The organism is Pantoea conspicua (genome assembly GCF_002095315.1).
GTDB lineage: Bacteria > Pseudomonadota > Gammaproteobacteria > Enterobacterales > Enterobacteriaceae > Pantoea > Pantoea conspicua.
In genome coordinates this window covers 115,846-137,623 of the sequence record NZ_MLFN01000003.1, presented here as the reverse complement: position 1 = coordinate 137,623, position 21,778 = coordinate 115,846, and the positions used below count along the sequence as shown (strand labels likewise).

Genomic DNA, 21,778 nt, shown 5'->3' with positions numbered 1-21,778 from the left:
AGCGGCAGTGGAGAAATTTAGCGGAAAAAAAATTATTTTCGGTGAACCCAGACGGCAGGGAAAAATTATACACAGCCGATGGCGGCGGGGCTGCCATCACTTATCCACCATTCCTGTGGATAACCTTGTGCATTAGATAATGAAAACAGGTTGAAAGCGAGGAAATACGCGGCCTGGTTACATAATGTCGAGAATCTGGGCTTTTCGACATAGCATAATTAAATCAATTACTTATTAAAAAACAAGCCTGCAAATTATCTGTCAGTTCATCGAACTGTAATTTTATGACGGTCTATTGACAAATGTTAAATCCGATCTCCGCCTGGGGATAACCTTGCGCAACAAACTGGCCGATAAAGCAAGCGGCAGGCGTCGGCGAAAAACTACCCCGACGATGGGGTTTACATTGCCTGAGCACTGTTTTTATATCCAGTATTATTTTCTGGCAAAATCACCATAGCAGAGTAAAATAGGTGCCTGCCCGCCGACTTCTTCAGCAGGAACTGCATTCATGAGTAAAGCCTTTAAATTAAATTCCGCTTTCAAACCTTCCGGCGATCAGCCCGAGGCGATTCGTCGTCTGGAAGAGGGTCTGGAAGATGGACTGGCCCACCAGACGTTATTAGGCGTAACCGGCTCGGGGAAAACCTTCACCGTGGCCAACGTGATTGCCGATCTCAACCGTCCAACCATGGTTCTGGCGCCGAACAAGACGCTGGCGGCTCAGCTGTACGGTGAAATGAAGGAGTTTTTCCCGGATAACGCGGTCGAGTTTTTCGTCTCCTACTACGACTACTATCAGCCGGAAGCCTATGTGCCCAGTTCTGACACCTTTATTGAAAAGGATGCCTCGGTTAACGAACACATTGAACAGATGCGTCTGTCGGCGACCAAAGCGTTGCTGGAGCGGCGCGATGTGATCGTGGTCGCCTCAGTCTCTGCGATCTACGGTCTGGGTGATCCCGACCTCTACCTGAAAATGATGCTGCACTTAACTCGCGGCATGATCATCGATCAGCGCAGCATCCTGCGTCGCCTGTCGGAGCTGCAATATACCCGTAACGATCAGGCGTTTCAGCGCGGCACTTTCCGGGTGCGCGGTGAGGTGATTGATATCTTCCCGGCGGAGTCAGACGATATCGCCCTGCGCGTCGAGCTGTTCGATGAAGAGGTAGAGCGCCTGTCGCTGTTTGACCCGCTGACCGGCCAGATTGATTCGGTGGTGCCGCGCTTTACTATCTACCCGAAAACGCACTACGTGACGCCGCGTGAGCGCATTATTCAGGCGATGGAAGATATCAAAGTGGAGCTGGCGGATCGCCGCAAAGTGCTGCTGGAAAATAATAAACTGCTGGAAGAGCAGCGTATTACCCAGCGTACCCAGTTCGATCTGGAGATGATGAGCGAGCTGGGCTACTGCTCAGGCATCGAAAACTATTCACGCTATCTCTCCGGACGCGGGCCCGGCGAAGCCCCGCCGACGTTGTTTGACTACCTGCCGGCCGACGGCCTGCTGGTGGTCGACGAATCGCACGTTACCATTCCGCAAATCGGCGGCATGTATAAAGGCGACCGGGCGCGTAAAGAGACGCTGGTGGAGTACGGTTTCCGCCTGCCGTCGGCGCTGGATAACCGTCCGATGAAGTTTGAAGAGTTTGAGGCGCTGGCCCCGCAGACTATCTATGTGTCGGCCACGCCGGGCAAATATGAGCTGGAGAAATCGGGCAGCGAAGTGATCGACCAGGTGGTGCGTCCTACCGGTCTGCTCGACCCGATCCTCGAAGTGCGTCCGGTGGCGACCCAGGTCGACGATCTGCTGTCGGAAATCCGTCAGCGGGTGGCAATCAACGAACGCGTGCTGGTGACAGTGCTGACCAAGCGAATGGCGGAAGATCTGACCGAATACCTGGAAGAGCACGGCGAGAAGGTGCGTTACCTGCACTCTGACATCGACACCGTGGAACGGATGGAGATTATCCGTGATTTACGCCTGGGTGAGTTTGATGTGCTGGTGGGTATTAACTTACTGCGTGAGGGTCTGGATATGCCGGAAGTGTCGCTGGTGGCGATTCTGGATGCGGATAAAGAGGGCTTCCTGCGTTCCGAGCGCTCACTGATTCAGACCATTGGTCGTGCGGCGCGTAATATCAACGGCAAAGCCATTCTTTATGGCGATAAAATTACCCCGTCAATGGCGCGGGCGATTGAAGAGACCGAACGGCGTCGCGAGAAACAGCAGCAGTACAACGAAGAGAACGGCATTGTGCCGCAGGGTCTGAATAAAAAGATCACCGATATTCTGGAACTGGGCAACAACGTGGTGAAAACCCGGGGCAAAGCGAAACCGGCACGACGCGGTGCCGCCGAGGCGGAAGCGGATTATCTGGCGCTGTCGCCGCAGGCCCTGCAGAAAAAGATCCACGAGCTGGAAGGGCAGATGCAGCAACATGCGCAGAACCTGGAGTTCGAACAGGCCGCCAGCGTGCGCGATCAGCTGCATGAACTGCGCACGCTGTTTATCGCCACCTCGTAACTCAGTTAAAACCCTGAATGGCGTGCTCCAGCGCAACCCGCAGCAGCTGGCGGTCGTGACGATATTTGATATCGGCGGCCTCCAGTGGCTCGCGGACAATCAGCCGGTTATCGACCTGGCTGATATCGGCGGAAGGGCTGACCACAATCGCGTCGATCACCCGTTTGCCAATATAGCGCTCCATCATCGCCAGCTTGTCGGCCACCGTCAGGCTGGCCGCCGCCGGGCTGAGTTCACGTCCCAGATTGCCGATAAATACCATAGTAGCGGGGGTGCGACGCAGCGCCTGCGCCATCTCTTCCATCAGCAGAATCGGCATCAGGCTGGTGTAAAAACTGCCTGGCCCGATCTGGATTAAATCCGCTTCGCCAATCGCATCCAGCGCTTCCCGGGTCGGCTGGACGTTGGGATGCAGCATCATCTCCTGCGGCGGTTGCTTCATTTCATCAATCGCCGTTTCGCCGTAAACCATGTTGCCTTCCACGTCGAGCGCCACCAGATCCACCGGTTGCTCCGACATCGGAATCAAAAACGCATCGACCTTCAGCAGATTACGAATGATATTGATCGCTTCCAGCGGGCGTACGCTCAGGTGATCCAGCGCTTTCAGCATCAGATTGCCCAGATTATGTCCGGCCAGTTCCCCGTTACCGGCAAAGCGATATTCAAACATCGCTGAAGCCACGCTCGGTTCGGCGATCAGCTGGTTAAGGCAGTTACGCATATCGCCCCAGGCGATGCCGCCTTCTGAGCGGCGAATGCGGCCGGTTGACCCCCCATTGTCGGTGGTGGTAACGATGCCGGTGAGACGCGAGCCGAGCGGCGACAGCGCTGACATCACGCGGCCTAAACCGTGTCCGCCGCCGAGTGCCACCACGCGATCAAGATCGGCCAGTGTGCGATTCATACTTCTCCTTAATAGCCTGTCGCGTGGCGTCGCTCTAAACGCTAAACCCGCGCGGATGACTTGCGTCAAAATCTGAAACGCATTTTACCGTATCCTGTGGCGAAAATGCGGTGAAAATTCGATATGTATCAGAATATATAACGAAAACAGCGAATGGAAGAGTAGCGAAATTCACGCTACCATCCTGTTAACCGCGCTGATCAACGGGTCAGCGTACACTCCAGCCTGATTGCCTACGTCTGCGGATAGGGGAGTCAGGCCGTAGCCATTGAGCTACCAGGGTGCAGGAAGAAATGACTGCATCTCCCAATCTGGAAAGGTGTTCTGGTGTCACAATTTACTGATGCATACGCGCGTAAGTTCTATTACCTGCGCCTGTCGGTCACGGATGTGTGTAACTTCCGCTGTACCTACTGTCTGCCTGATGGCTACAAGCCGCACGGCATTCGCAACAAAAGCTTTCTCTCTCTGGATGAAATCCGTCGCGTCACGCGGGCTTTCGCCGCTGCCGGCACGGAAAAAGTGCGGCTGACCGGCGGCGAACCGTCACTGCGTCGCGACTTTACCGACATCATCGCCGCGGTGCGTGAAAACCAATCGATTCGCCATATCGCCGTCACCACCAACGGTTACCGGCTGGCGCGTGACGTGAAGCAGTGGCGTGAGGCGGGCTTAACCGCGCTCAACGTCAGCGTCGATAGCCTCGATGCCCGTCAGTTTCACGCTATCACCGGCCAGGATAAATTCCATCAGGTGATGGCGGGCATCGACGCCGCCTTTGACGCCGGTTTTCACCAGGTCAAAGTCAACAGCGTGCTGATGCGCGATCTCAATAGCCGCAACCTGGCAACCTTCCTCGACTGGATCCGTACCCGCCCGATTCAGCTGCGCTTCATTGAACTGATGGAAACCGGTGATGGCGGTACGCTGTTCCGCGATCAGCACGTTTCCGGCATGGTGATCCGTGATCAACTGATTGCCCAGGGCTGGCAGCGGCGTCAAAGCGGCCGCAGCGACGGCCCGGCCCAGGTCTTTTACCATCCCGATTATGTCGGTGAGATTGGCCTGATTATGCCGTACGCCAAAGATTTTTGTGCCAGCTGCAACCGGCTGCGGGTTTCGGCGCAGGGTAACCTGCACCTCTGCCTGTTTGGCGACGGGGGTGTGCCGCTGCGTGATCTGCTGGCCTCTGACGATCAGCAGGCGGAACTGCAGGCACGCATCGCCAGCAGCCTTGGGCAGAAAAAGCAGACCCATTTTCTCCATCAGGGCAACACCGGCATCACGCAGAATCTCTCTTACATTGGCGGTTAATTTCAGGAGGCGTTATGGGCAAAGCAGCCAGCGAATTTCAGGCGGTGCAGATTGCGGTGATGACGGTGTCAGATCGCCGCGACGCCAGCGAGGATACCTCGGGCGACTATCTGCGCAACGCCGCCCTTGAGGCGGGTCACGAGGTGGTCGATCATGCCATCGTGCCGGATAATCTTTACCGCATTCGCGCCACCGTATCGCGCTGGATCGCCAGTGACGACGTGCAGGTGGTGATCATTAATGGCGGCACCGGCTTCAACCTGAAAAACAGCACGCCGGAAGCGCTACTGCCGCTGTTCGACCGCGAGATTGACGGATTTGGCGAGCTGTTCCGGATGATCTCCTATGAAGAAATCGGCGGCTCGACGCTGCAGTCGCGCGCCATAGCCGGAATGGCAAATCAGACCTTAATTTTTGCGGTGCCAGGCTCGACCAGTGCCTGCCGCAGCGCCTGGGAGCGGATTATTGCTGACCAGCTGGATGCGCGCACCCGTCCCTGCAATTTTGTCTCACATCTGAAAAAACGGTAAGTATGTCGCAACTCACACACATTAACGCCGCGGGCGAAGCGCATATGGTGGATGTCTCCGCCAAAGCGGAAACCGTCCGTGAAGCCCGGGCGGAAGCGCTGGTGCTGATGCACTCTGACACGCTGCAGATGATTATCAACGGCAGCCACCACAAAGGCGATGTGTTCGCCACGGCGCGCATCGCCGGCATTCAGGCCGCCAAACGTACCTGGGAACTGATCCCGCTCTGCCATCCGCTGATGCTGAGCAAAGTAGAGGTCAATCTGGTGGCCGAACCCGAACATAATCGGGTACGCATCACCTCGCTCTGCCGCCTGACCGGCAAAACCGGCGTTGAGATGGAAGCGCTGACGGCTGCCTCGGTGGCGGCCCTGACCATCTACGACATGTGCAAAGCGGTACAGAAAGATATGGTTATTGACCAGCTGCGCTTAATCAGCAAAAGCGGCGGCAAAAGCGGGGATTTTCAGGCGGTGTCCAGTGATTAAGGTGCTGTTTTTTGCTCAGGTGCGCGAGCTGATCGGTACCGCATCGCTGGAGATGGCCGCCACCTACCCGGATGTGGCCGCGCTGCGCGCTGCACTGGCGCAGCAGGGCGATCGCTGGGCGTTGGCGCTTGAATCCGGCAAGCTGCTGGCGGCGGTGAACCAGACGCTGGTACCGATGAGTCATGCGCTGAGCGACGGGGATGAAGTCGCCTTTTTCCCGCCTGTAACCGGAGGTTAAGATGGAAACCCGGATTCGCGTCGGCCCGGCACCCTTTGATATGGCAGAAGCGTATCGCTGGCTGGCTGCCTGTGACGAAGATGGCGCGGTAGTGACCTTTACCGGCAAAGTGCGTAACCACAATCTCGGCGACGACGTCGCGGCTTTAACACTGGAACACTATCCCGGCATGACCGAAAAAGCGCTGCAGGAGATTGTGGAGGCAGCCCGCCAGCGCTGGCCACTGCAGCGCGTCACGGTGATCCACCGCACCGGGGAACTGTTTCCCGGTGATGAAATTGTGCTGGTGGGCGTTACCAGCGCGCACCGCGGCAGCGCCTTCTCTGCTGCGGAATTCATTATGGATTATCTGAAAACCCGTGCGCCGTTCTGGAAACGGGAAGCAACCGCCGACGGCGATCGCTGGGTGGATGCCCGCGACAGCGATCACCAGGCGGCGCAGCGCTGGGATTAAGGCTGCTTCAGCTGTTCGGCCGGGCCAAAGTGGGTCTGGCCGTGGCTGTGTTCACCGCCGCCATGGGTGCGTTGCAACTGAATCACTTCACCCTGTTGCCAGGCATTGGCCCCCGGTTCGGCCGGATGCGCCACGATATCTGCCCGCTGGGCGCGGATTTTCTTGCTGTCGACATCGAAACGCCGATCGCGATCGGCCAGCAGACGCGAGTCCATCTGCCCGTCCGCGGTAAAGCCCATCATCAACGCCGGAATGCCGATCGGCAGGGTTTTGTCACGATCGGTATGCCAGGTGTGCCAGGTTTTTCCGTAGGTGTTGACGATGCGCTTCATCAGCGCGTGATCGGCGGCCTCCGGTAAGCCGGGCGCAATCAGCGTGCCCGATTTCACTTCATACTGGTGGCTGTGCCACAGTTTCTTCTCTTCCGGTGGCAGAGTTTTATACAATCGCTCGCTGATGATGTACTCCACGCCCATCAGACGTGCATCGCGAGTGTTGCCGTCATAAATTACCGCCTGCATCACATCCTCATTCAGCACCGTCACATAATGGTGCGCCTCCATCTGACCGTTCTGATCGCCGTTGTAAAAATGGAAGCCGTCGAGGTAGGTATTGATGGCGTCGATCGGTGGACGGGACTGCATCACGTCCGCGCCGGTTTCCAGCAGTTTGAGTGATGAGGAGGTGGGTGCGCCAGGCGACTGCACCTGAGCCGGAGAATTATTGGCACCACATCCCGCTAACAGCAGGCTGAACGCCGCGACAGGCCAGAGTTTTAACATCGTAAATTCCTTTAACGGTAAAAGAGGTAACCTTAGTACAGGTAAACAGGTTCAGGAAATCAGCCCTGCCGGTAAAACGACGGTAATGGTAGAGTAGGGGTTTGATTGATTCTGAGGACAGGCATGTCATCCACCCCAATTCTGCAACGTCTGACGCTGGTCGCCGCGCTGGTGCTGGCAGGCTGTAGCAGCAAGAAAACTCCCGAAGCGCCGGTCCGGCAGCCCGCCGATGTCAAAGCGCAAATCCAGCGGCTGTTGCCTGCCCACGTCAGCAACAAAGCGGACTGGACCGACGACATCTACACCACTTTTCGCACCCAGCAGCTCGATCCAAACGTCAGTAATCTGTGTGCGATGATTGCGGTGGCGGATCAGGAGACCAATTTCAGCGCCGAAGCGACCGTTCCGGGCCTGCCGAAAATTGCCTGGGGCGAGATCAATCGCCGAGCGGCGAAGGTGCATGTGCCGGCCTTTGTGGTCCGCACCGCGCTACTGATTAAATCGCCGAACGGCGAGAGTTACGCTGCCCGTCTTGATAAGGTGCGCAGTGAGAAAGAGCTGAGCGCCATTTTTGATGACCTGATCGATATGGTGCCGATGGGGCAGACGCTGTTTGGCAATCTTAATCCGATTCACACCGGCGGGCCGATGCAGGTCAGCATCGCCTTTGCTGAAGCGCATGCCAAAGGCTATCCGTGGCCGATTGATGGCTCAATCCGGCGCGAAGTCTTTACCCGTCACGGCGGTATCTACTTTGGGACAATGCATCTGCTGGGCTATCCGGCCGATTACAGCAAGCCGCTTTACCGTTTCGCCGACTTCAACGCTGGCTGGTATGCCAGCCGCAATGCCGCGTTCCAGGCGGCGGTATCACGGGCGACCGGGATGAAGCTGGCGCTGGATGGCGATCTGATTCTTTACGGCAGCGAAAAGGCGGGCACCACCGAGCTGGCGGTGCGGACGCTGGCGAAGCAGATTGATATGAGTGACAGCGAGATCCGCCGCGACCTGGAGAAAGGGGAGGAGGCGGATTTCAGCGACAGCACGCTGTGGCGCCAGGTGTTTACCCTGGCCGATAAGATGGCTGGCCGTCGGCTGCCGCGTGAAATGTTGCCAGGCATTAAGCTGGAAAGCCCGAAAATCACCCGCAATCTGACCACCGCGTGGTTCGCGCAGCGGGTCGATAGCCGCTATCAGCAGTGTCTGTCGCGTCGTTAAGGGGATGTTGTGGCGCAGTTCAGTCGGGCTGTGCCACACTTAGTCAGGCTCCGTCCGCGGAGCACGTCCAAATCCGTTCAACAAGAGGTGCATCATGGACCGATATCCACAAAACGATTCAATTGTTCAACCTGCGTCACGTGGGCTGCAAGCCTATATGGCCCAGGTGTATGGCTGGATGACCTGCGGTCTGTTACTGACAGCGTTTGTCTCCTGGTTTGCCGCGCGGACGCCCGCGGTGATGGAGCTGGTGTTTGCAAATCGCATCACTTTCTTTGGGCTGATTATCGCGCAGCTGGCACTGGTCTTTTTCCTCTCCGGCATGGTGCATCGCCTGAGCGGCGCCGTTGCCACCGGGCTGTTTATGCTCTATTCGGCGCTGACCGGTGTCACCATGGCGAGTATTTTTCTGGTCTACACCTATTCGTCCATCGCCAGCACTTTCTTCGTCACCGCCGGAATGTTTGGTGCGATGAGCTTCTATGGCTACACCACTAAACGCGACCTCAGCCGCTTTGGCAGCCTGCTGTTCATGGCGCTGATTGGCATCGTGCTGGCCTCGCTGGTCAATTTCTGGCTGAAAAGCCCGGCGCTGATGTGGGCGATTACCTATATCGGTGTGGTGGTGTTTGTTGGTCTGACCGCCTATGACACTCAGAAGCTGAAAAATATTGGCGAGCAGATTGATGCGCGCGACACAGAGAACCTGCGTCGTTACTCGATTATGGGGCTTTAACGCTCTATCTCGACTTCATCAACCTGTTCCTGATGCTGCTGCGGATTTTCGGCAACCGCCGCTAAGGTCACGTCACAGAAAGGGAGAGGCGCTCAGGTTGCGCGTCTCCCTTTTTTTTACTACGATTTCTGTAATTTCTGCTCGTTCTTATGACGCAGATGCTTCGCCCGACTCTCCAGCACCAGATAGAGCACCAGCGCCAGCAACAGCGGCAGAATGAAGTAGAGCACGCGGTAGGCCAGCAGGGCAGCGATGATCGCCCCATGCGTCGTGTGTTGACCGCTGAGCAGGGCGAGAAACACCGCCTCCAGTACCCCAATCCCGGCCGGAATGTGAATAATTACCCCGGCAATGCTGCTGATCAGTAATACCCCCAGTACCATCGGATAGCCGACATCCCGTCCCAGCAGCAGCCAGATAATCGCCCCCATCACCATCCAGTTGGCGCAGGAGACGGCAAACTGAAACAGCGCCATCCGCAGTGACGGCAGCTGTAGCGTCTGGCCTTTCACCGTCCAGCGGCGACGCTTCGAGAAGGCGCAGGCCCACAGATAGACCGCCACCAGTACCAGCAACACCACGCCGATCAGCCGCAGCGTGGTTTCACCAATAAACCAGCCGCTGGGGATCGACACCATCCCGGCGCTGAACACCACCCCGGCCAGCAGGATATAGCCCAGCCAGTTGGTGGCAATACTCAGTGAAAAGATGCGGGTGATGGTGCCATTGTCGAGCCCCAGGCGGGAATAGAGCCGGTAACGCATCGCCACGCCGCCGACCCAGGTACTCAGCGTCAGGTTGAAGGCGTAACAGATAAACGACACCAGCATCACCTGTCGTTTTGCCAGCTTGTGACCGCAGTAGGCCCGGCCAATCAAATCGTAACAGCCGTAGACCAGGTAACTGATCACCACCAGCCCGGCAGCGGTCAGCACCACAAACCGGTTGTAGTTGACGATCACGTCATAGACATCTTCCCAGTTCACCTTACGTGCATAGACCACCAGCAGCACAATCACGGCAATGAAGAACAGCACGGTGAGAATTTTTTTCGCCAGTTGCCAGCGTGGATGCTTTTTCGCCATCAGGGTTTTGCTCCTTCATTATCGGCTTCAACACGGTCCTGCGTCTCCATTTCCGGCTGAACCGGCGCATCGACCTGCGCCAGCAGCGGCGTATGCGCCGGTAACCAGCCGGCGATGGCCGGGAAATGACGCAGAAAGTGGAACACCACCACACTTTTACTCAGTTGCCACCAGTTACGCGGCGGCAGGCGATCGTCCTGTACCCGCTGGCAATCTTTAGCCAGCAGGGCTTCAAGGTTATCGCGTAACGTCTGGTTAAACTGACGATCGTGAATAATCAGGTTGGCTTCGAGGTTAAGCGACAGGCTGAGTGGATCGAGATTGCTGGAGCCAACGGTCGCCCAGTGATCGTCCCTGACCGCGACCTTGCCGTGTAGCGGACGACGGCAATATTCGTAGACTTCGACGCCCGCATCGACCAGGTAGTTGTAGAGCAGTTCGGCACCGACTTTGACAATCGGCATATCGGGTTCGCCCTGCACAATCAGCCGGACGCGCACCCCGCGCTGGGCCGCATTGCGCATTTCGCGCAGCAGCCGGTAGCCGGGGAAGAAGTAGGCGTTAGCGATAATCACATCGCGTTTCGCCTCGCGCAGCATCTCCAGATAGTGCATTTCGATGTCATCACGGTGATCGTCGTTATCGCGATAGACATACAGCACCTGGGCGTCACCCGGCGTGGCGTTAACGGCCGGGCGGTGCGAACGCGATCCCCACCAGCGGCGGGTGGCCTGCTCGCTGCCAATCGCCTGCTGCAGATAGCAGGCGATATCACCGACCACCGGGCCTTTAACCTGCACCGCGTAATCCTGCTTGGCTTCCGGACCATAGTCACTGTTATGCTCAGCCGAGAAGTTAATCCCACCAACAAAGGCGACCACCTCATCCACCACCACCGTTTTACGGTGCAGGCGGCGGAACACGTTGGTGCGCATCCCCATCACCAGCGGGCGTGGGTCGTAATAGATGAAACGTACGCCCGCGCCGGTCAGACTGTTGACGAATTTGTCGGAGAGATCGGGCGAGCCATAGCCGTCTACCATCACTTCGACTCTGACGCCGCGCTGGGCGGCCGCCAGCAGTTCGCGATGCAGGGCGTTACCGACCTCATCTTCAAACAGAATAAAGGTTTCCAGCAGCACGGTGCGTTCGGCGCGCTGAATCGCTCCGAATACCTGCGGGAAAAACTCTTCGCCATTCTCCAGCAGGCGCAGCTTGTTACCCTCTTGCCAGTGAAAATTCATAGATGAATCTCCACCGCCAGCGGCGCATGATCGGAAAGATGCGACCAGGGTTTTCGCGGCAGCGTCCACGGATGACTGACCGTGGCGTTACGCACGTAGATGCGGTCGAGCCGCAGAATCGGAAAGCGCGCCGGGAAGGTGCGCGCCGGGCGTCCGGTTTTCATACTGAATACCTCTTTCAGACCTGCGCCATGTTTTAGTATCTGGTTGGCGCGTCGCTGCCAGTCATTAAAATCACCGGCTACCACCACCGGCGCATCCGGTGGCAGTAAAGAGACCATCTCACACATCATCTTCATCTGGGCGTGGCGATGCGCCTCCTTCAGCCCCAGATGCACACAGATCACATGCAGCGTGCCGTGCGGCTCGGGCAGGGCGATCTGACAGTGCAGCATGCCGCGGTTTTCGCTGCCGGCCACTGAAATATCCCGGTTTTCATATTCGGTAATCGGAAAGCGCGACAGCACGGCGTTGCCGTGATGACCCTCCGGATAGACCGCGTTGCGTCCGTAGGCGTAATCGTTCCACATGGTATCGGCGAGAAACTCGTAATGGGGCGAGTCAGGCCAGTTTTCATGGTGCAGGGGATGGATGGCGTGGGTGCCCATCACCTCCTGCAGAAAGACCACATCCGCCGACGTTGCGCGTACGGCGTCACGCAATTCCGGCAGGATGAAGCGGCGATTGAAAGGGGCGAAACCCTTGTGTGTATTGATCGTCAGGACTTTAATTGAAAATCCTTGCTGGTTTTGTGGCATACTCGCGACGCACTCCTTTTCATCATCAATAGAATCAAAGTGTAGTCTTTGTCACAAATGGATGGTGAGGAAGGGCGATAATTAAGGCGTTATCCGAAAATTGTTTTACATTGAGGAAACCGTTTCCGGCTTGTGTCGGTAGCACTTGGGCGACCTGTTGGGTCTGCCAGGAGAATTGAATGAAATGGTCTAATCGTATTCAAATCATCACAGGTCAGACGTACGTGCACATTGCGATGCATTTACTGGTGATCGCAGCGCTGGTCTGGGGCTGGAAACATAAAGCCCTGGTCGATGTCTGCAGCACGCTGGTGACCACTTACGCACTGGTGTTTATCGCCATGCTGGTGACGCAGCGCAGTGCTCGTTTACGCACGCTCGGTGATTATCTTGAAGAAGCGACCACCACTTACTACTTTGGCGCGGCCATGATGACACTTTTCCTGGTGTCGCGGATTTACCACAACAACCTGCTGCTGGCCTCGCTTGGCGTAGTGATGTTGCTGGGTCCGGCGCTGGTGTCGCTGCTGGCGAAAGAGCCACCGCGGCGCATCGAGAAAAAACGTAGTTAAGTTGAAGGCCACCGCAAGGTGGCCTTCCTGTTTATAGCGCATTAAGTTATGTCAGGAAATGTGAGCTATCTCGCACAGTACCGTTAAAGCTGCTACACTCGCCCGCTTACGCATCGTAGTTTGTGCCCTTTTCACGCGTCAGCCCCAGCTGGCGTCACTATCCCTCTGAAAACTACACCGTGAATCACGGCCAGAGCGGACCGGAGTAAAACACGTAATGTCTTTTGACTCTCTCGGCCTGAGTGCCGATATTTTGCGCGCGGTTGCCGAACAAGGCTACAGCGAACCTACACCTATTCAGCGCCAGGCGATTCCTGTGGTGCTGGCAGGCCGCGATCTGCTGGCGAGTGCCCAGACCGGCACCGGCAAAACGGCCGGCTTTACCTTACCGTTACTGCAAAAACTTTCTGCCAACGCGGGCGCTATCCGCGGTCGTCGTCCGGTGCGGGCGTTGATCCTCACCCCGACCCGTGAACTGGCGGCGCAGGTAGGCGAAAACGTCAGCGAATACAGCAAATATCTGCCGCTGCGTTCACTGGTGGTATTTGGTGGCGTCAGCATCAACCCGCAGATGCTTAAACTGCGTGGCGGCGTTGATATTCTGGTCGCTACCCCTGGCCGTCTGCTGGATCTGGCGCAACAGAACGCTGTTGACCTGTCTCAGGTTGAAGTGCTGGTGCTGGATGAAGCGGATCGGATGCTCGATATGGGCTTCATCCACGACATCCGTCGCGTGCTGGCCCGTCTGCCGGCGAAACGTCAGAACCTGCTGTTCTCCGCCACCTTCTCTGATGAGATCAAAGGACTGGCTGAGAAACTGCTGACCAATCCGGAGCTGGTGGAAGTGGCCCGCCGCAACACTGCTTCTGAGCAGGTGGCGCAACAGGTTCACTTCGTGGATAAGAAGCGTAAGCGGGAACTGCTGTCGCAGTTGATCGGCGAAGGCAACTGGCAGCAAGTGCTGGTCTTTACCCGCACCAAGCACGGCGCTAACCACCTTGCCGAGCAGCTGGGCAAGGATGGCATCACTGCCGCCGCCATCCATGGCAATAAAAGCCAGGGTGCCCGCACCCGTGCGCTGGCTGACTTTAAGTCCGGCGGCATTCGCGTGCTGGTGGCGACCGACATCGCGGCCCGTGGCCTGGATATTGAAGAGCTGCCGCACGTGGTGAACTACGAGCTGCCTAACGTTGCCGAAGATTATGTCCACCGTATCGGCCGTACCGGTCGTGCCGCGGCCACCGGTGTGGCGTTATCGCTGGTCTGCGTTGACGAGCATAAACTGCTGCGTGACATTGAACGTTTGCTGAAGCGCGAAATTCCGCGTCTGGCGATTGCCGGTTATGAGCCCGATCCGAGCATTAAAGCGGAACCGATCATTAACGGCCGTCAGCAGCAGTCGCGTGGCGGTGCAGGCGGCGGCGGTCGTGGTCGCAGTCAGGGTGGACAGGGTGGACAGGGTGGACAGGGTGCCGGTGCGCCACGTTCATCTGGCGAAAAAACGTCCTCAGGCGCGTCGTCAGAGCCAGCCGGCCCCTCAGGGTGACCGACCGGCTGCCCGTCCGCGTCGTCCGGCAGCGAAGCGTACCGGAAACGTCTGAGTATGAGGGTTTTACTGGCGCCGATGGAGGGCGTGCTTGATTCGCTGGTGCGCCAGCTGTTATCGGAAGTGAACGACTACGACTTGTGCATCACTGAGTTTTTGCGCGTGGTCGATCAACTGCTGCCGGTAAAATCCTTCTACCGTCTCTGCCCCGAACTGCAACACGCCAGCCGCACGCCTTCCGGCACGCGGGTGCGTCTGCAGTTGCTGGGGCAGCATCCCGAATGGTTAGCTGAAAACGCCGCCCGTGCAGTGGAACTCGGCTCCTGGGGTGTTGACCTTAACTGCGGCTGTCCGTCGAAACTGGTGAATGGCAGCGGTGGCGGTGCCACTCTCCTCAAAGATCCTGATCTGATTTATCGCGGCGCCAGGGCGATGCGCGCAGCGGTGCCGGCAGCGTTACCGGTGACGGTCAAAGTGCGGCTTGGCTGGGACTCCAGCGCCCGAAGTCTGGAGATTGCCGACGCGGTCCAGCAGGCAGGTGCCACTGAGCTGGTGGTACACGGCCGGACCAGGGAAGAGGGTTACCGTGCGGATGCCATCAACTGGCAGGCGATTGGCGAGATTCGCCAGCGGCTGAAGATTCCGGTAATCGCCAACGGCGAGATTTTTGACTGGCAAAGTGCTCAGGACTGTCTGCGGATTACCGGGTGTGATGCGGTGATGTTAGGCCGTGGCGCGCTCAATATTCCCAATCTGAGTCGGGTGGTGAAGTACAACGAACCGCCGATGCCCTGGCCGGACGTCGTTATGCTGTTACAGAAATATACCCGTCTGGAAAAGCAGGGTGATACCGGCTTGTATCACGTGGCCCGCATCAAGCAGTGGCTCGGTTACCTGCGCAAAGCCTATACCGAAGCCGACGGTTTATTCAGTGAAATCCGCGCGTTAAAATCCTCGGGCGACATTGCCTACGCCATCGATCGTCACGCCATTGTTCATGGATTGTGATAAAAAATCAGGCGACCCCTTAGCGGCCTGACGGTATAGTGGGAAAAATTTCCCTTACCTTACAAGCCTGCTATGTCTGATGTCGCTGTATTGAGCAACAGCCAGCTCAATAAACGTATCCTCTCGGTAATCGTTTTCACCTTCTTCTGCTATCTCTCCGTTGGTCTTCCGCTGGCCGTGCTGCCGGGCTTTGTCAAAAACCATCTCGGATTCAGTTCGTTTGTCGCCGGGCTGATCATCAGCATTCAATATTTTGCGACGCTGCTCAGCCGCCCGCAGTCGGGCCGTCTGGCCGATAGCCTCGGTCCGAAACGGGTGGTGATGCTGGGATTGCTCTGCTGCGGCATGAGCGGTGTGCTGACCATTATTGCTGCGCTACTGACCGAATGGCCATGGCTGAGTCTGGCGCTGCTGGCGCTGGGGCGGCTGTTTCTTGGCGTGGGTGAGAGCTTCAGCAGCACCGGTTCAACCTTGTGGGGCATGAACATCGTGGGTCCGATGCAGACCGCGCGCGTTATCTCGTGGAACGGCGTCGCCACCTATCTGGCGATGGCGATTGGCGCGCCGCTTGGGGTGATGCTCAACAGCGGATTGGGGATGAGCGGCTTTGCCGGGCTGATTGCGCTAATGGGTGTCATCGGCTATCTGATGGCCAGCCGCAAACCGGCGGTGACCGTCAGCGTGGGCGAACGGATTCCGTTTCACCGGGTCTTCTCCCGCGTCTGGTTGTATGGTCTGGCACTCGGCTGCGGCACCATCGGTTTCGGCGTGATCGCCACCTTTATCACGCTCTATTTTGCCAGCCGCGACTGGCAGGGCGCGGCCTGGGCGCTGTCCGTCTTTAGCCTCGGCTTTGTGCTGGTGCGCCTCGGTTTTGGCCGCTTTATTACCCTGTTTGGCGGATTGCAGGTCTCTCTGTTCTCTTTTCTGCTGGAGTGCCTGGGGCTGATCATCATCTGGCAGGCCGACAGCGCCTGGCTGGTGGGGGCGGGTGCCTTTCTTACCGGCTGCGGCTTCTCGCTGGTGTTTCCGGCGCTCGGCGTCGAGGCGGTTAAGCAGGTCGGACGTCAGGATCAGGGATCGGCGCTGGGCACCTATTCTGCCTTTCTCGATCTCGGACTCGGTCTGACCGGTCCGGTGGCGGGATTGTTCATCGGTCACTGGGGCATGCAGTCGGTTTACCTGGCGGCGGCGCTGATGGTACTGGGCGCGCTGTTGATCACGCTGCGGCTTTACTGGCAAAACCGGCAGGCGGGTTAAGTGCCGGCCGGTTTTGTATGATCAGAGATGAATAAACAGCCAGTAGAGCAGCGCCGAGAGCAGAATCGACACCGGCAGGGTCAGTACCCAGGCCACTGCCAGATTACGCAGCGTCGATAACTGCAAACCGGAGCGGTTAGCCGCCATGGTGCCCGCCACGCCCGACGACAGAACGTGAGTGGTTGAGACCGGCAAGCCGAAGCCGTCTGCCGCGCCAATGGTCGCCATCGCCACCAGCTCGGCGCTGGCTCCCTGTGCATAGCTGAGGTGCGTTTTACCAATCCGTTCGCCCACCGTTACCACAATCCGTCGCCAGCCCACCATGGTGCCCAGCCCCAGCGCGATCGCCACCACCACTTTTACCCACATCGGAATAAATCGGGTTGCGCTGTCGAGCTCGGTTTTCACCGCTTTCAGATTACGTTCGGTCTCTTCCGGCAGCTTTACCTCTGCGCTTTGCAGATGCCTGATGGTCTCTGAGGCCAGGTACATCTGGTTACGGGTGTTGGCCACCGACTGCGCCGGAATATTCTCCATCGATCCGTAGCGGCGTATCTGGTCGCCAATCTCATTGAGGGTCATCGCCAGTGCCGGTAACACGTTAGGATTGAGCTGGCTGCTGCCGACAAAGGCGATCAGCACGTCGCGTGGGGCAGGCGGCTTAGGCGCGGCCGGCTGCAGTTGCAGCAGTTGTTGTTCAGTGACCTCGGTGAGCGACGCGACGCGTGGGATCTGATCCGGCGGCAGCGATCGGTTAAGTGCGTAGGCGATCGGCATGGTGCCCACCAGGATCAGCATAATCAGCCCCATTCCTTTCTGACCGTCGTTAGAACCGTGCGCAAAGGAGACGCCGGTACAGGTCAGAATCAGCAGGCCGCGGATCCAGACCGGCGGCGGCTGGTCATTCTGCGGCGCGCTGTAGAGCTGGCGATTGCGGATACACAGCTTCATGACCCACAGCAACAGCCCGGCGCAGACAAAACCGACCACCGGTGACAGCAGCAGCGCATAGCCGACCTTCAGTGCCTGATCCCAGTCGACGCCGCTCAGGCCGCTGCGCCCGTGCAGAATCGCGTTCGCCACCCCGACGCCGATGATCGAGCCAATCAGGGTATGCGAGGAGGAGGAGGGCAGGCCGAAATACCAGGTGCCGAGGTTCCAGATAATCGCCGAGAACAGCAGGGCATAAACCATGGCAAAGCCGTTACCGCTGCTGGCCTGCAGAATCAGCTCCACCGGCAGCAGGGAGATGATGCCAAAAGCGACCACGCCGCTGGAGAGCAGCACGCCGAGAAAATTACAGATGCCGGACCAGACCACCGCCACACCTGGGGTCAGTGAATGGGTGTAGATCACCGTCGCGACGGCGTTGGCGGTGTCATGAAAGCCGTTGACGAACTCAAAGCCCAGCGCGATCAGCAGCGCCAGTCCCAGCAAAAAGAACGGCAGGTAGCGGGTCACCGGCATGTTGGTTTGTTCAACATCCTTGACCAGATTCAGCCCGGCAAACGCCAGCCCGGCGACCAGCAGGATGAAAAACAGCGGCTTGCTAAAGCGGCTGCTTTTGCCATTAAAATCAGGGCGTCGGGTCGATGAGGAAGAAGAGAGACTGTTTTCGCTCATGGTGTACCTCGCATTGCGGATGCCGGATGCTGATTTGCACCGGTACATCGCAGTGTGATACGCGCTTTCTATGACAGTAAAATGACGGGCAAGCGCGCGATCCGGCGACACCGGAAGCCGCGCTGGCCGCTATCGGCTGGGCGGGCAACGCGCAAAGGAAAGGGTAACGTCTGGCAAATGCAGGCCATAAAAAAGCCAGCGACGGGCGCTGGCTTCGGAGAACGGAACGGCGATTAGGAGTTACTATTCGCCGTGGCAGGCGCAGGCGCCGTAACCGGCTGCTGCTGTGGCTGCGCGGCGTCGGTGCTGGCGCCCTGTGAAGTCACCGGCGTCATTGGCTGCTCCTGTGGTGCAGCCTGTGGGTTCTCTGGCACGTCAACCGGTGCGGTCTGGATGTTGTTCTCCACACCGTTCACTTTTACCGGCATACCGGTACGGCTCTGAATGGCACCGTTCACCTGGTCCTGATTAACACTGGCATCGACCAGCACTTTACTCACCGCCTGTGTCAGCGTAATCGGTACCAGCTCACGCGAGTTAAACTGCTCTTCAGTGGTTGACAGCGGGTTATGCACTTCGACATAACGCGAACCGTCCGGCTCGATAGTCGCTTTCACTGGCTGATCAACGAACTGCACCCGCGTACCGACCGGCACGTTGTGGTACAGCCATTTGATATCCTCGGCGCGCAGACGTACACAGCCATGGCTGACGCGCAGGCCGATACCAAAGTTGGCATTGGTGCCGTGAATCGCATACAGGCGACCAATATAGAGCGCATACAGCCCCATCGGGTTATCCGGACCGGCCGGGAACACCGCTGGCAGATTCTCGCCACGTGCTGCATATTCGGCGTGCATCGCTTTGGTTGGCGTCCAGGTCGGGCCATCTTTCTTACGTTCTACCGCCGTGGTCCAGTTGATCGGGGTATCTTTACCCAGCTCACCGATACCAATCGGCAATACCACCACGGTTTTGCTGCCTTTCGGATAGTAGTAGAGACGCATCTCAGCGCTGTTGATCACGACGCCTTCGCGCGGTGCATCAGGCAGGATCAGCTGCTGTGGGATGATCATTTTACTGCCAGCCTTAGGCAGATAAACGTCAACCCCCGGATTGGCTTCCAGCATGTTGCTGAGACCCATCTGGTATTGTGCCGCAAAGGCCTCCAGCGGCAGTTTACTGTCCTCAGGAACAGTAATCTCGATATTTTCCCCGATCAACCGGCTGTTGGCCGGCGGTAACGGGTAAACCACAGCAAAGGCTGACTGGCTAAACGCCGCCAAAGCCAATGCGATTGAAGCGAACGCGCGAATGCTCATTTTCATATTTTACAAGTCTTTATCGCCATGTTTCAGGCTTGTCAATGTATCGAACCCATGCTGGCCAATGTGACCTGCTGCGCATTATATGTTCATTAATCTGACGATGTGAATCAGGATTTTAACCTGCCGGAAATACTTTACGTAACTTCCCGTGTTAAACCGGCATTTTTCAGCCACCGCTGGCGTAAAAAAAACGGCTTCAGGGCTGCCATAATGTCACTTCACCACTGAGTTTACGATTCAGGAAAAATGCGGCACTGATTAACGCCAGGTGCGTCAGCGCCTGCGGCGTATTCCCCAGCGCATGGCCACGGCTGTCAAATTCCTCGGCGTAGAGGCCCAGCGGGTTGGCGTAGCTTAGCAGCTTCTCAAATTCGAAATGCGCTTCCTGAATCCGGCCCGCGCGGGCCAGGCATTCGACATACCAGAATGAACAGGCACCAAATGACCCTTCCGACCCCTGCAGACCATCTGCCGGCGTCTCGTCGATGTTGTAGCGCCGTACCATACCGTCGCTGACCAGATGGGTTTTGATGGCATCCAGTGTGGCAATCCAGTCGGGATCGGTGGCCCCGACAAAGCGCACCAGCGGCATCAGCAGCATCGAGGCATCAAGATGCTCACCGTGGCGGGTAGAAGAGAAATGGCCGCGTTCGCTGTTCCAGAAGTTGGCCCAGATATCTTCACGGATCTCACGCCGCACCCGATCCCAGCGCTCATAGGGCATCGGCAACGAGCGCTTCATGCCCAGGCGCAGCGCGCGGTCCATTGCCACCCAGCACATCAGGCGCGAATGCAGAAAATGCTCCGGCTGGCCGCGCATCTCCCAGATACCGGCATCGGGCTGATTCCACTTGTCGCACAGCCGGTCGATCATCTGTGTCACGTGCTTCCAGCCACGTTGCGAAATCGCCTCGCCATATTTATTGGCAAGGTAGACCGCATCCATGAGTTCGCCGTAGATATCCAGCTGAGTCTGCTGCCACGCATCATTACCGATGCGCACCGGCCGCGAATCACCGTAGCCTGACAGATTGAGCAGCTCCATTTCGTGCAATTCGGTGCCGCTGTCCAGCCGGTACATCACCTGCAGGCGCATTTCGTCATGATGGCTGTTTTCAACACAGCGCCCGACCCACTGGGTGAAGTGTTTGGCTTCATCGACATAGCCGAGGCGCATCAGGGCGTACATGCTGAAGGAGGCATCGCGGATCCACGAGGCGCGATAATCCCAGTTGCGCTCGCCGCCCAGCTCTTCCGGCAGGCCAAAGGTGGCAGCGGCGGCGATTGAGCCGTGCCGATGCGAGGTCAGCAGTTTTAACGCCAGCGCCGAGCGCTGAACCATTTCGCGCCAGCGGCCCTGATAGGTGCTGCGGGCGCTCCAGCGACGCCAGTAATTCAGCGTCTCTTCAAAACAGTGTTCGGTGGAGAGCGCTTCGATATGCGCGTCGTTGACGCTGCCAAATTCAAATTCAGCATGCTCGCCCGCCTGCAGGGTAAAATCGGCGGTGGCACTGTTCTCCTCCAGCGTCATCACCACGGTGGCGGCCAGACGCAGCGAAGGCTGACCTTCAGCATGAAAATCGATGCAGCCATGCTGCACTTCGGCGCGGGTCTGCGCCCTGGCGTAGTCGTGCCGGGGGGAACAACGCATGGCGAACCGCGCTTTGCCGCGCACCATTTTCACCCGACGAATCAGCCGTGGCAGTTTGTCATCATCATCGCAAATCGGCATGTAGTCGGTGATTTCGGCTACGCCTTCATCGCCCAGCCAGCGGGTTTGTAAAATGTTGGTATCAGGCAGATAGAGCTGCTGGCGGCGCACGTTCTGCCAGTCCGGGGCCAGAGAGAAGAGTCCGGCGTCATCACTGTCAAGCAATGCGGAAAAAACCGAAGGGCTATCGAGTTCAGGCCAGCAGAGATAATCGATGGTGCCGTCATTGGCGACCAGCGCACAGGTGCGCAGATCACCAATCACGCCGTGGTCCTCAATGTTGCGTTTTACCTTACTCATCCGTTTCTCCCTGTTAGTGTCATTGCTAACTATAGTCGAGGCGGCAGCGTCGGCGGCCGCCTGGCACAGAGGGTTCATTCAGCGCCGGATTGCATCAGCGACCGGTTGACAGAATGGGCGCTGACGGCGGGCGATTTTTTCAG

At 57.8% G+C, this 21,778-nt stretch carries 18 protein-coding genes, 2 pseudogenes and 1 riboswitch; of the genes and pseudogenes, 12 read left to right on the top strand and 8 right to left on the bottom strand.

Going from position 1 to position 21,778, the window contains the following annotated elements:
• Window positions 1-511: 511 nt before the first annotated feature.
• Window positions 512-2,533 carry an excinuclease ABC subunit UvrB gene (gene uvrB, locus HA41_RS02375; protein ID WP_094119420.1) on the top strand — a complete coding sequence of 674 codons (2,022 nt, stop codon included), beginning with the start codon at window positions 512-514 and terminating at the stop codon, window positions 2,531-2,533.
• Between the two features lies 1 nt (window position 2,534).
• Here uvrB and HA41_RS02370 read toward each other — a convergent pair whose 3' ends face one another.
• Complete coding sequence (locus tag HA41_RS02370) at window positions 2,535-3,440, bottom strand: gluconeogenesis factor YvcK family protein (protein ID WP_094119419.1); 906 nt, start codon at window positions 3,438-3,440, stop codon at window positions 2,535-2,537.
• Window positions 3,441-3,644: 204 nt separating this feature from the next.
• Window positions 3,645-3,778: riboswitch (molybdenum cofactor riboswitch) on the top strand.
• On the opposite strand from HA41_RS02370, the gene moaA reads away from it, so the two are divergent.
• From moaA to moaE, 5 genes are all read left to right on the top strand, one after another.
• Entirely contained in the window at window positions 3,768-4,754 is a 987-nt protein-coding gene (moaA, locus tag HA41_RS02365; RefSeq protein ID WP_094119418.1) for a GTP 3',8-cyclase MoaA, read from the top strand. It overlaps the preceding riboswitch by 11 nt.
• A 14-nt stretch (window positions 4,755-4,768) precedes the next feature.
• Window positions 4,769-5,284 carry a molybdenum cofactor biosynthesis protein B gene (moaB, locus tag HA41_RS02360; RefSeq protein ID WP_094119417.1) on the top strand — a complete coding sequence of 172 codons (516 nt, stop codon included), beginning with the start codon at window positions 4,769-4,771 and terminating at the stop codon, window positions 5,282-5,284.
• Between the two features lie 2 nt (window positions 5,285-5,286).
• Entirely contained in the window at window positions 5,287-5,772 is a 486-nt protein-coding gene (moaC, locus tag HA41_RS02355; RefSeq protein ID WP_094119416.1) for a cyclic pyranopterin monophosphate synthase MoaC, read from the top strand.
• Entirely contained in the window at window positions 5,765-6,010 is a 246-nt protein-coding gene (gene moaD / locus HA41_RS02350) for a molybdopterin synthase sulfur carrier subunit (RefSeq protein WP_094119415.1), read from the top strand. The genes moaC and moaD overlap by 8 nt, the downstream gene beginning before the upstream one ends.
• 1 nt (window position 6,011) lies before the next feature.
• Entirely contained in the window at window positions 6,012-6,464 is a 453-nt protein-coding gene (moaE, locus tag HA41_RS02345; RefSeq protein WP_094119414.1) for a molybdopterin synthase catalytic subunit MoaE, read from the top strand.
• Here moaE and HA41_RS02340 read toward each other — a convergent pair.
• Window positions 6,461-7,246, bottom strand: a complete 786-nt coding sequence (locus HA41_RS02340) for an OBAP family protein (protein WP_094119413.1) — start codon at window positions 7,244-7,246, stop codon at window positions 6,461-6,463. The two genes, moaE and HA41_RS02340, sit on opposite strands and share 4 nt — an antisense overlap.
• Window positions 7,247-7,369: 123 nt before the next feature.
• On the opposite strand from HA41_RS02340, the gene HA41_RS02335 reads away from it, so the two are divergent.
• Both HA41_RS02335 and HA41_RS02330 read left to right on the top strand, forming a co-directional pair.
• Window positions 7,370-8,464, top strand: coding sequence for a DUF1615 domain-containing protein (locus HA41_RS02335; protein ID WP_094119412.1), 1,095 nt, complete (start codon window positions 7,370-7,372; stop codon window positions 8,462-8,464).
• A 94-nt stretch (window positions 8,465-8,558) separates the two neighbouring features.
• Window positions 8,559-9,265: pseudogene (locus HA41_RS02330) on the top strand (Bax inhibitor-1/YccA family protein).
• 54 nt (window positions 9,266-9,319) lie between these two features.
• On the opposite strand, the gene HA41_RS02325 reads toward HA41_RS02330, so the two are convergent.
• Genes HA41_RS02325 through HA41_RS02315 form a run of 3 tightly spaced genes read right to left on the bottom strand, consistent with a single transcriptional unit; the run spans window position 9,320 to window position 12,287 of the window.
• A complete protein-coding gene (locus HA41_RS02325; protein ID WP_094119411.1) occupies window positions 9,320-10,285 on the bottom strand; it encodes a lysylphosphatidylglycerol synthase domain-containing protein in 966 nt (321 codons plus the stop codon).
• On the bottom strand, window positions 10,285-11,529 hold the full coding sequence (gene clsB / locus HA41_RS02320) for a cardiolipin synthase ClsB (RefSeq protein ID WP_094119410.1): 1,245 nt from the start codon (window positions 11,527-11,529) through the stop codon (window positions 10,285-10,287). The genes HA41_RS02325 and clsB overlap by 1 nt, the downstream gene beginning before the upstream one ends.
• Complete coding sequence (locus HA41_RS02315) at window positions 11,526-12,287, bottom strand: endonuclease/exonuclease/phosphatase family protein (protein WP_094119409.1); 762 nt, start codon at window positions 12,285-12,287, stop codon at window positions 11,526-11,528. Before HA41_RS02315 ends, clsB begins: the two co-directional genes overlap by 4 nt.
• A 179-nt stretch (window positions 12,288-12,466) precedes the next feature.
• Here HA41_RS02315 and HA41_RS02310 point away from each other — a divergent pair, with 179 nt between their 5' ends.
• The 4 genes and pseudogenes from HA41_RS02310 (at window position 12,467) to HA41_RS02295 (ending at window position 16,673) form a co-directional block, all read left to right on the top strand.
• Window positions 12,467-12,859 carry a YbhQ family protein gene (locus tag HA41_RS02310; RefSeq protein ID WP_094119408.1) on the top strand — a complete coding sequence of 131 codons (393 nt, stop codon included), beginning with the start codon at window positions 12,467-12,469 and terminating at the stop codon, window positions 12,857-12,859.
• A 217-nt stretch (window positions 12,860-13,076) separates the two neighbouring features.
• Window positions 13,077-14,460 (top strand): annotated as a pseudogene (gene rhlE, locus HA41_RS02305) (ATP-dependent RNA helicase RhlE).
• 2 nt (window positions 14,461-14,462) lie between these two features.
• Window positions 14,463-15,413, top strand: coding sequence for a tRNA dihydrouridine(16) synthase DusC (gene dusC, locus HA41_RS02300; protein WP_094119407.1), 951 nt, complete (start codon window positions 14,463-14,465; stop codon window positions 15,411-15,413).
• Between the two features lie 72 nt (window positions 15,414-15,485).
• Entirely contained in the window at window positions 15,486-16,673 is a 1,188-nt protein-coding gene (locus HA41_RS02295) for an MFS transporter (protein ID WP_094119406.1), read from the top strand.
• A gap of 21 nt (window positions 16,674-16,694) precedes the next feature.
• Here HA41_RS02295 and HA41_RS02290 read toward each other — a convergent pair whose 3' ends face one another.
• From HA41_RS02290 to HA41_RS02280, 3 genes are all read right to left on the bottom strand, one after another.
• The gene (locus HA41_RS02290) at window positions 16,695-18,296 is read right to left on the bottom strand and encodes an inorganic phosphate transporter (protein WP_094119405.1); all 1,602 of its coding nucleotides are present in this window, start codon (window positions 18,294-18,296) and stop codon (window positions 16,695-16,697) included.
• Between the two features lie 233 nt (window positions 18,297-18,529).
• On the bottom strand, window positions 18,530-19,624 hold the full coding sequence (locus HA41_RS02285; RefSeq protein WP_094119404.1) for a L,D-transpeptidase family protein: 1,095 nt from the start codon (window positions 19,622-19,624) through the stop codon (window positions 18,530-18,532).
• A gap of 196 nt (window positions 19,625-19,820) precedes the next feature.
• Window positions 19,821-21,635 carry a glycoside hydrolase family 15 protein gene (locus HA41_RS02280; protein WP_094119403.1) on the bottom strand — a complete coding sequence of 605 codons (1,815 nt, stop codon included), beginning with the start codon at window positions 21,633-21,635 and terminating at the stop codon, window positions 19,821-19,823.
• Between the last annotated feature and the right edge of the window lie 143 nt (window positions 21,636-21,778).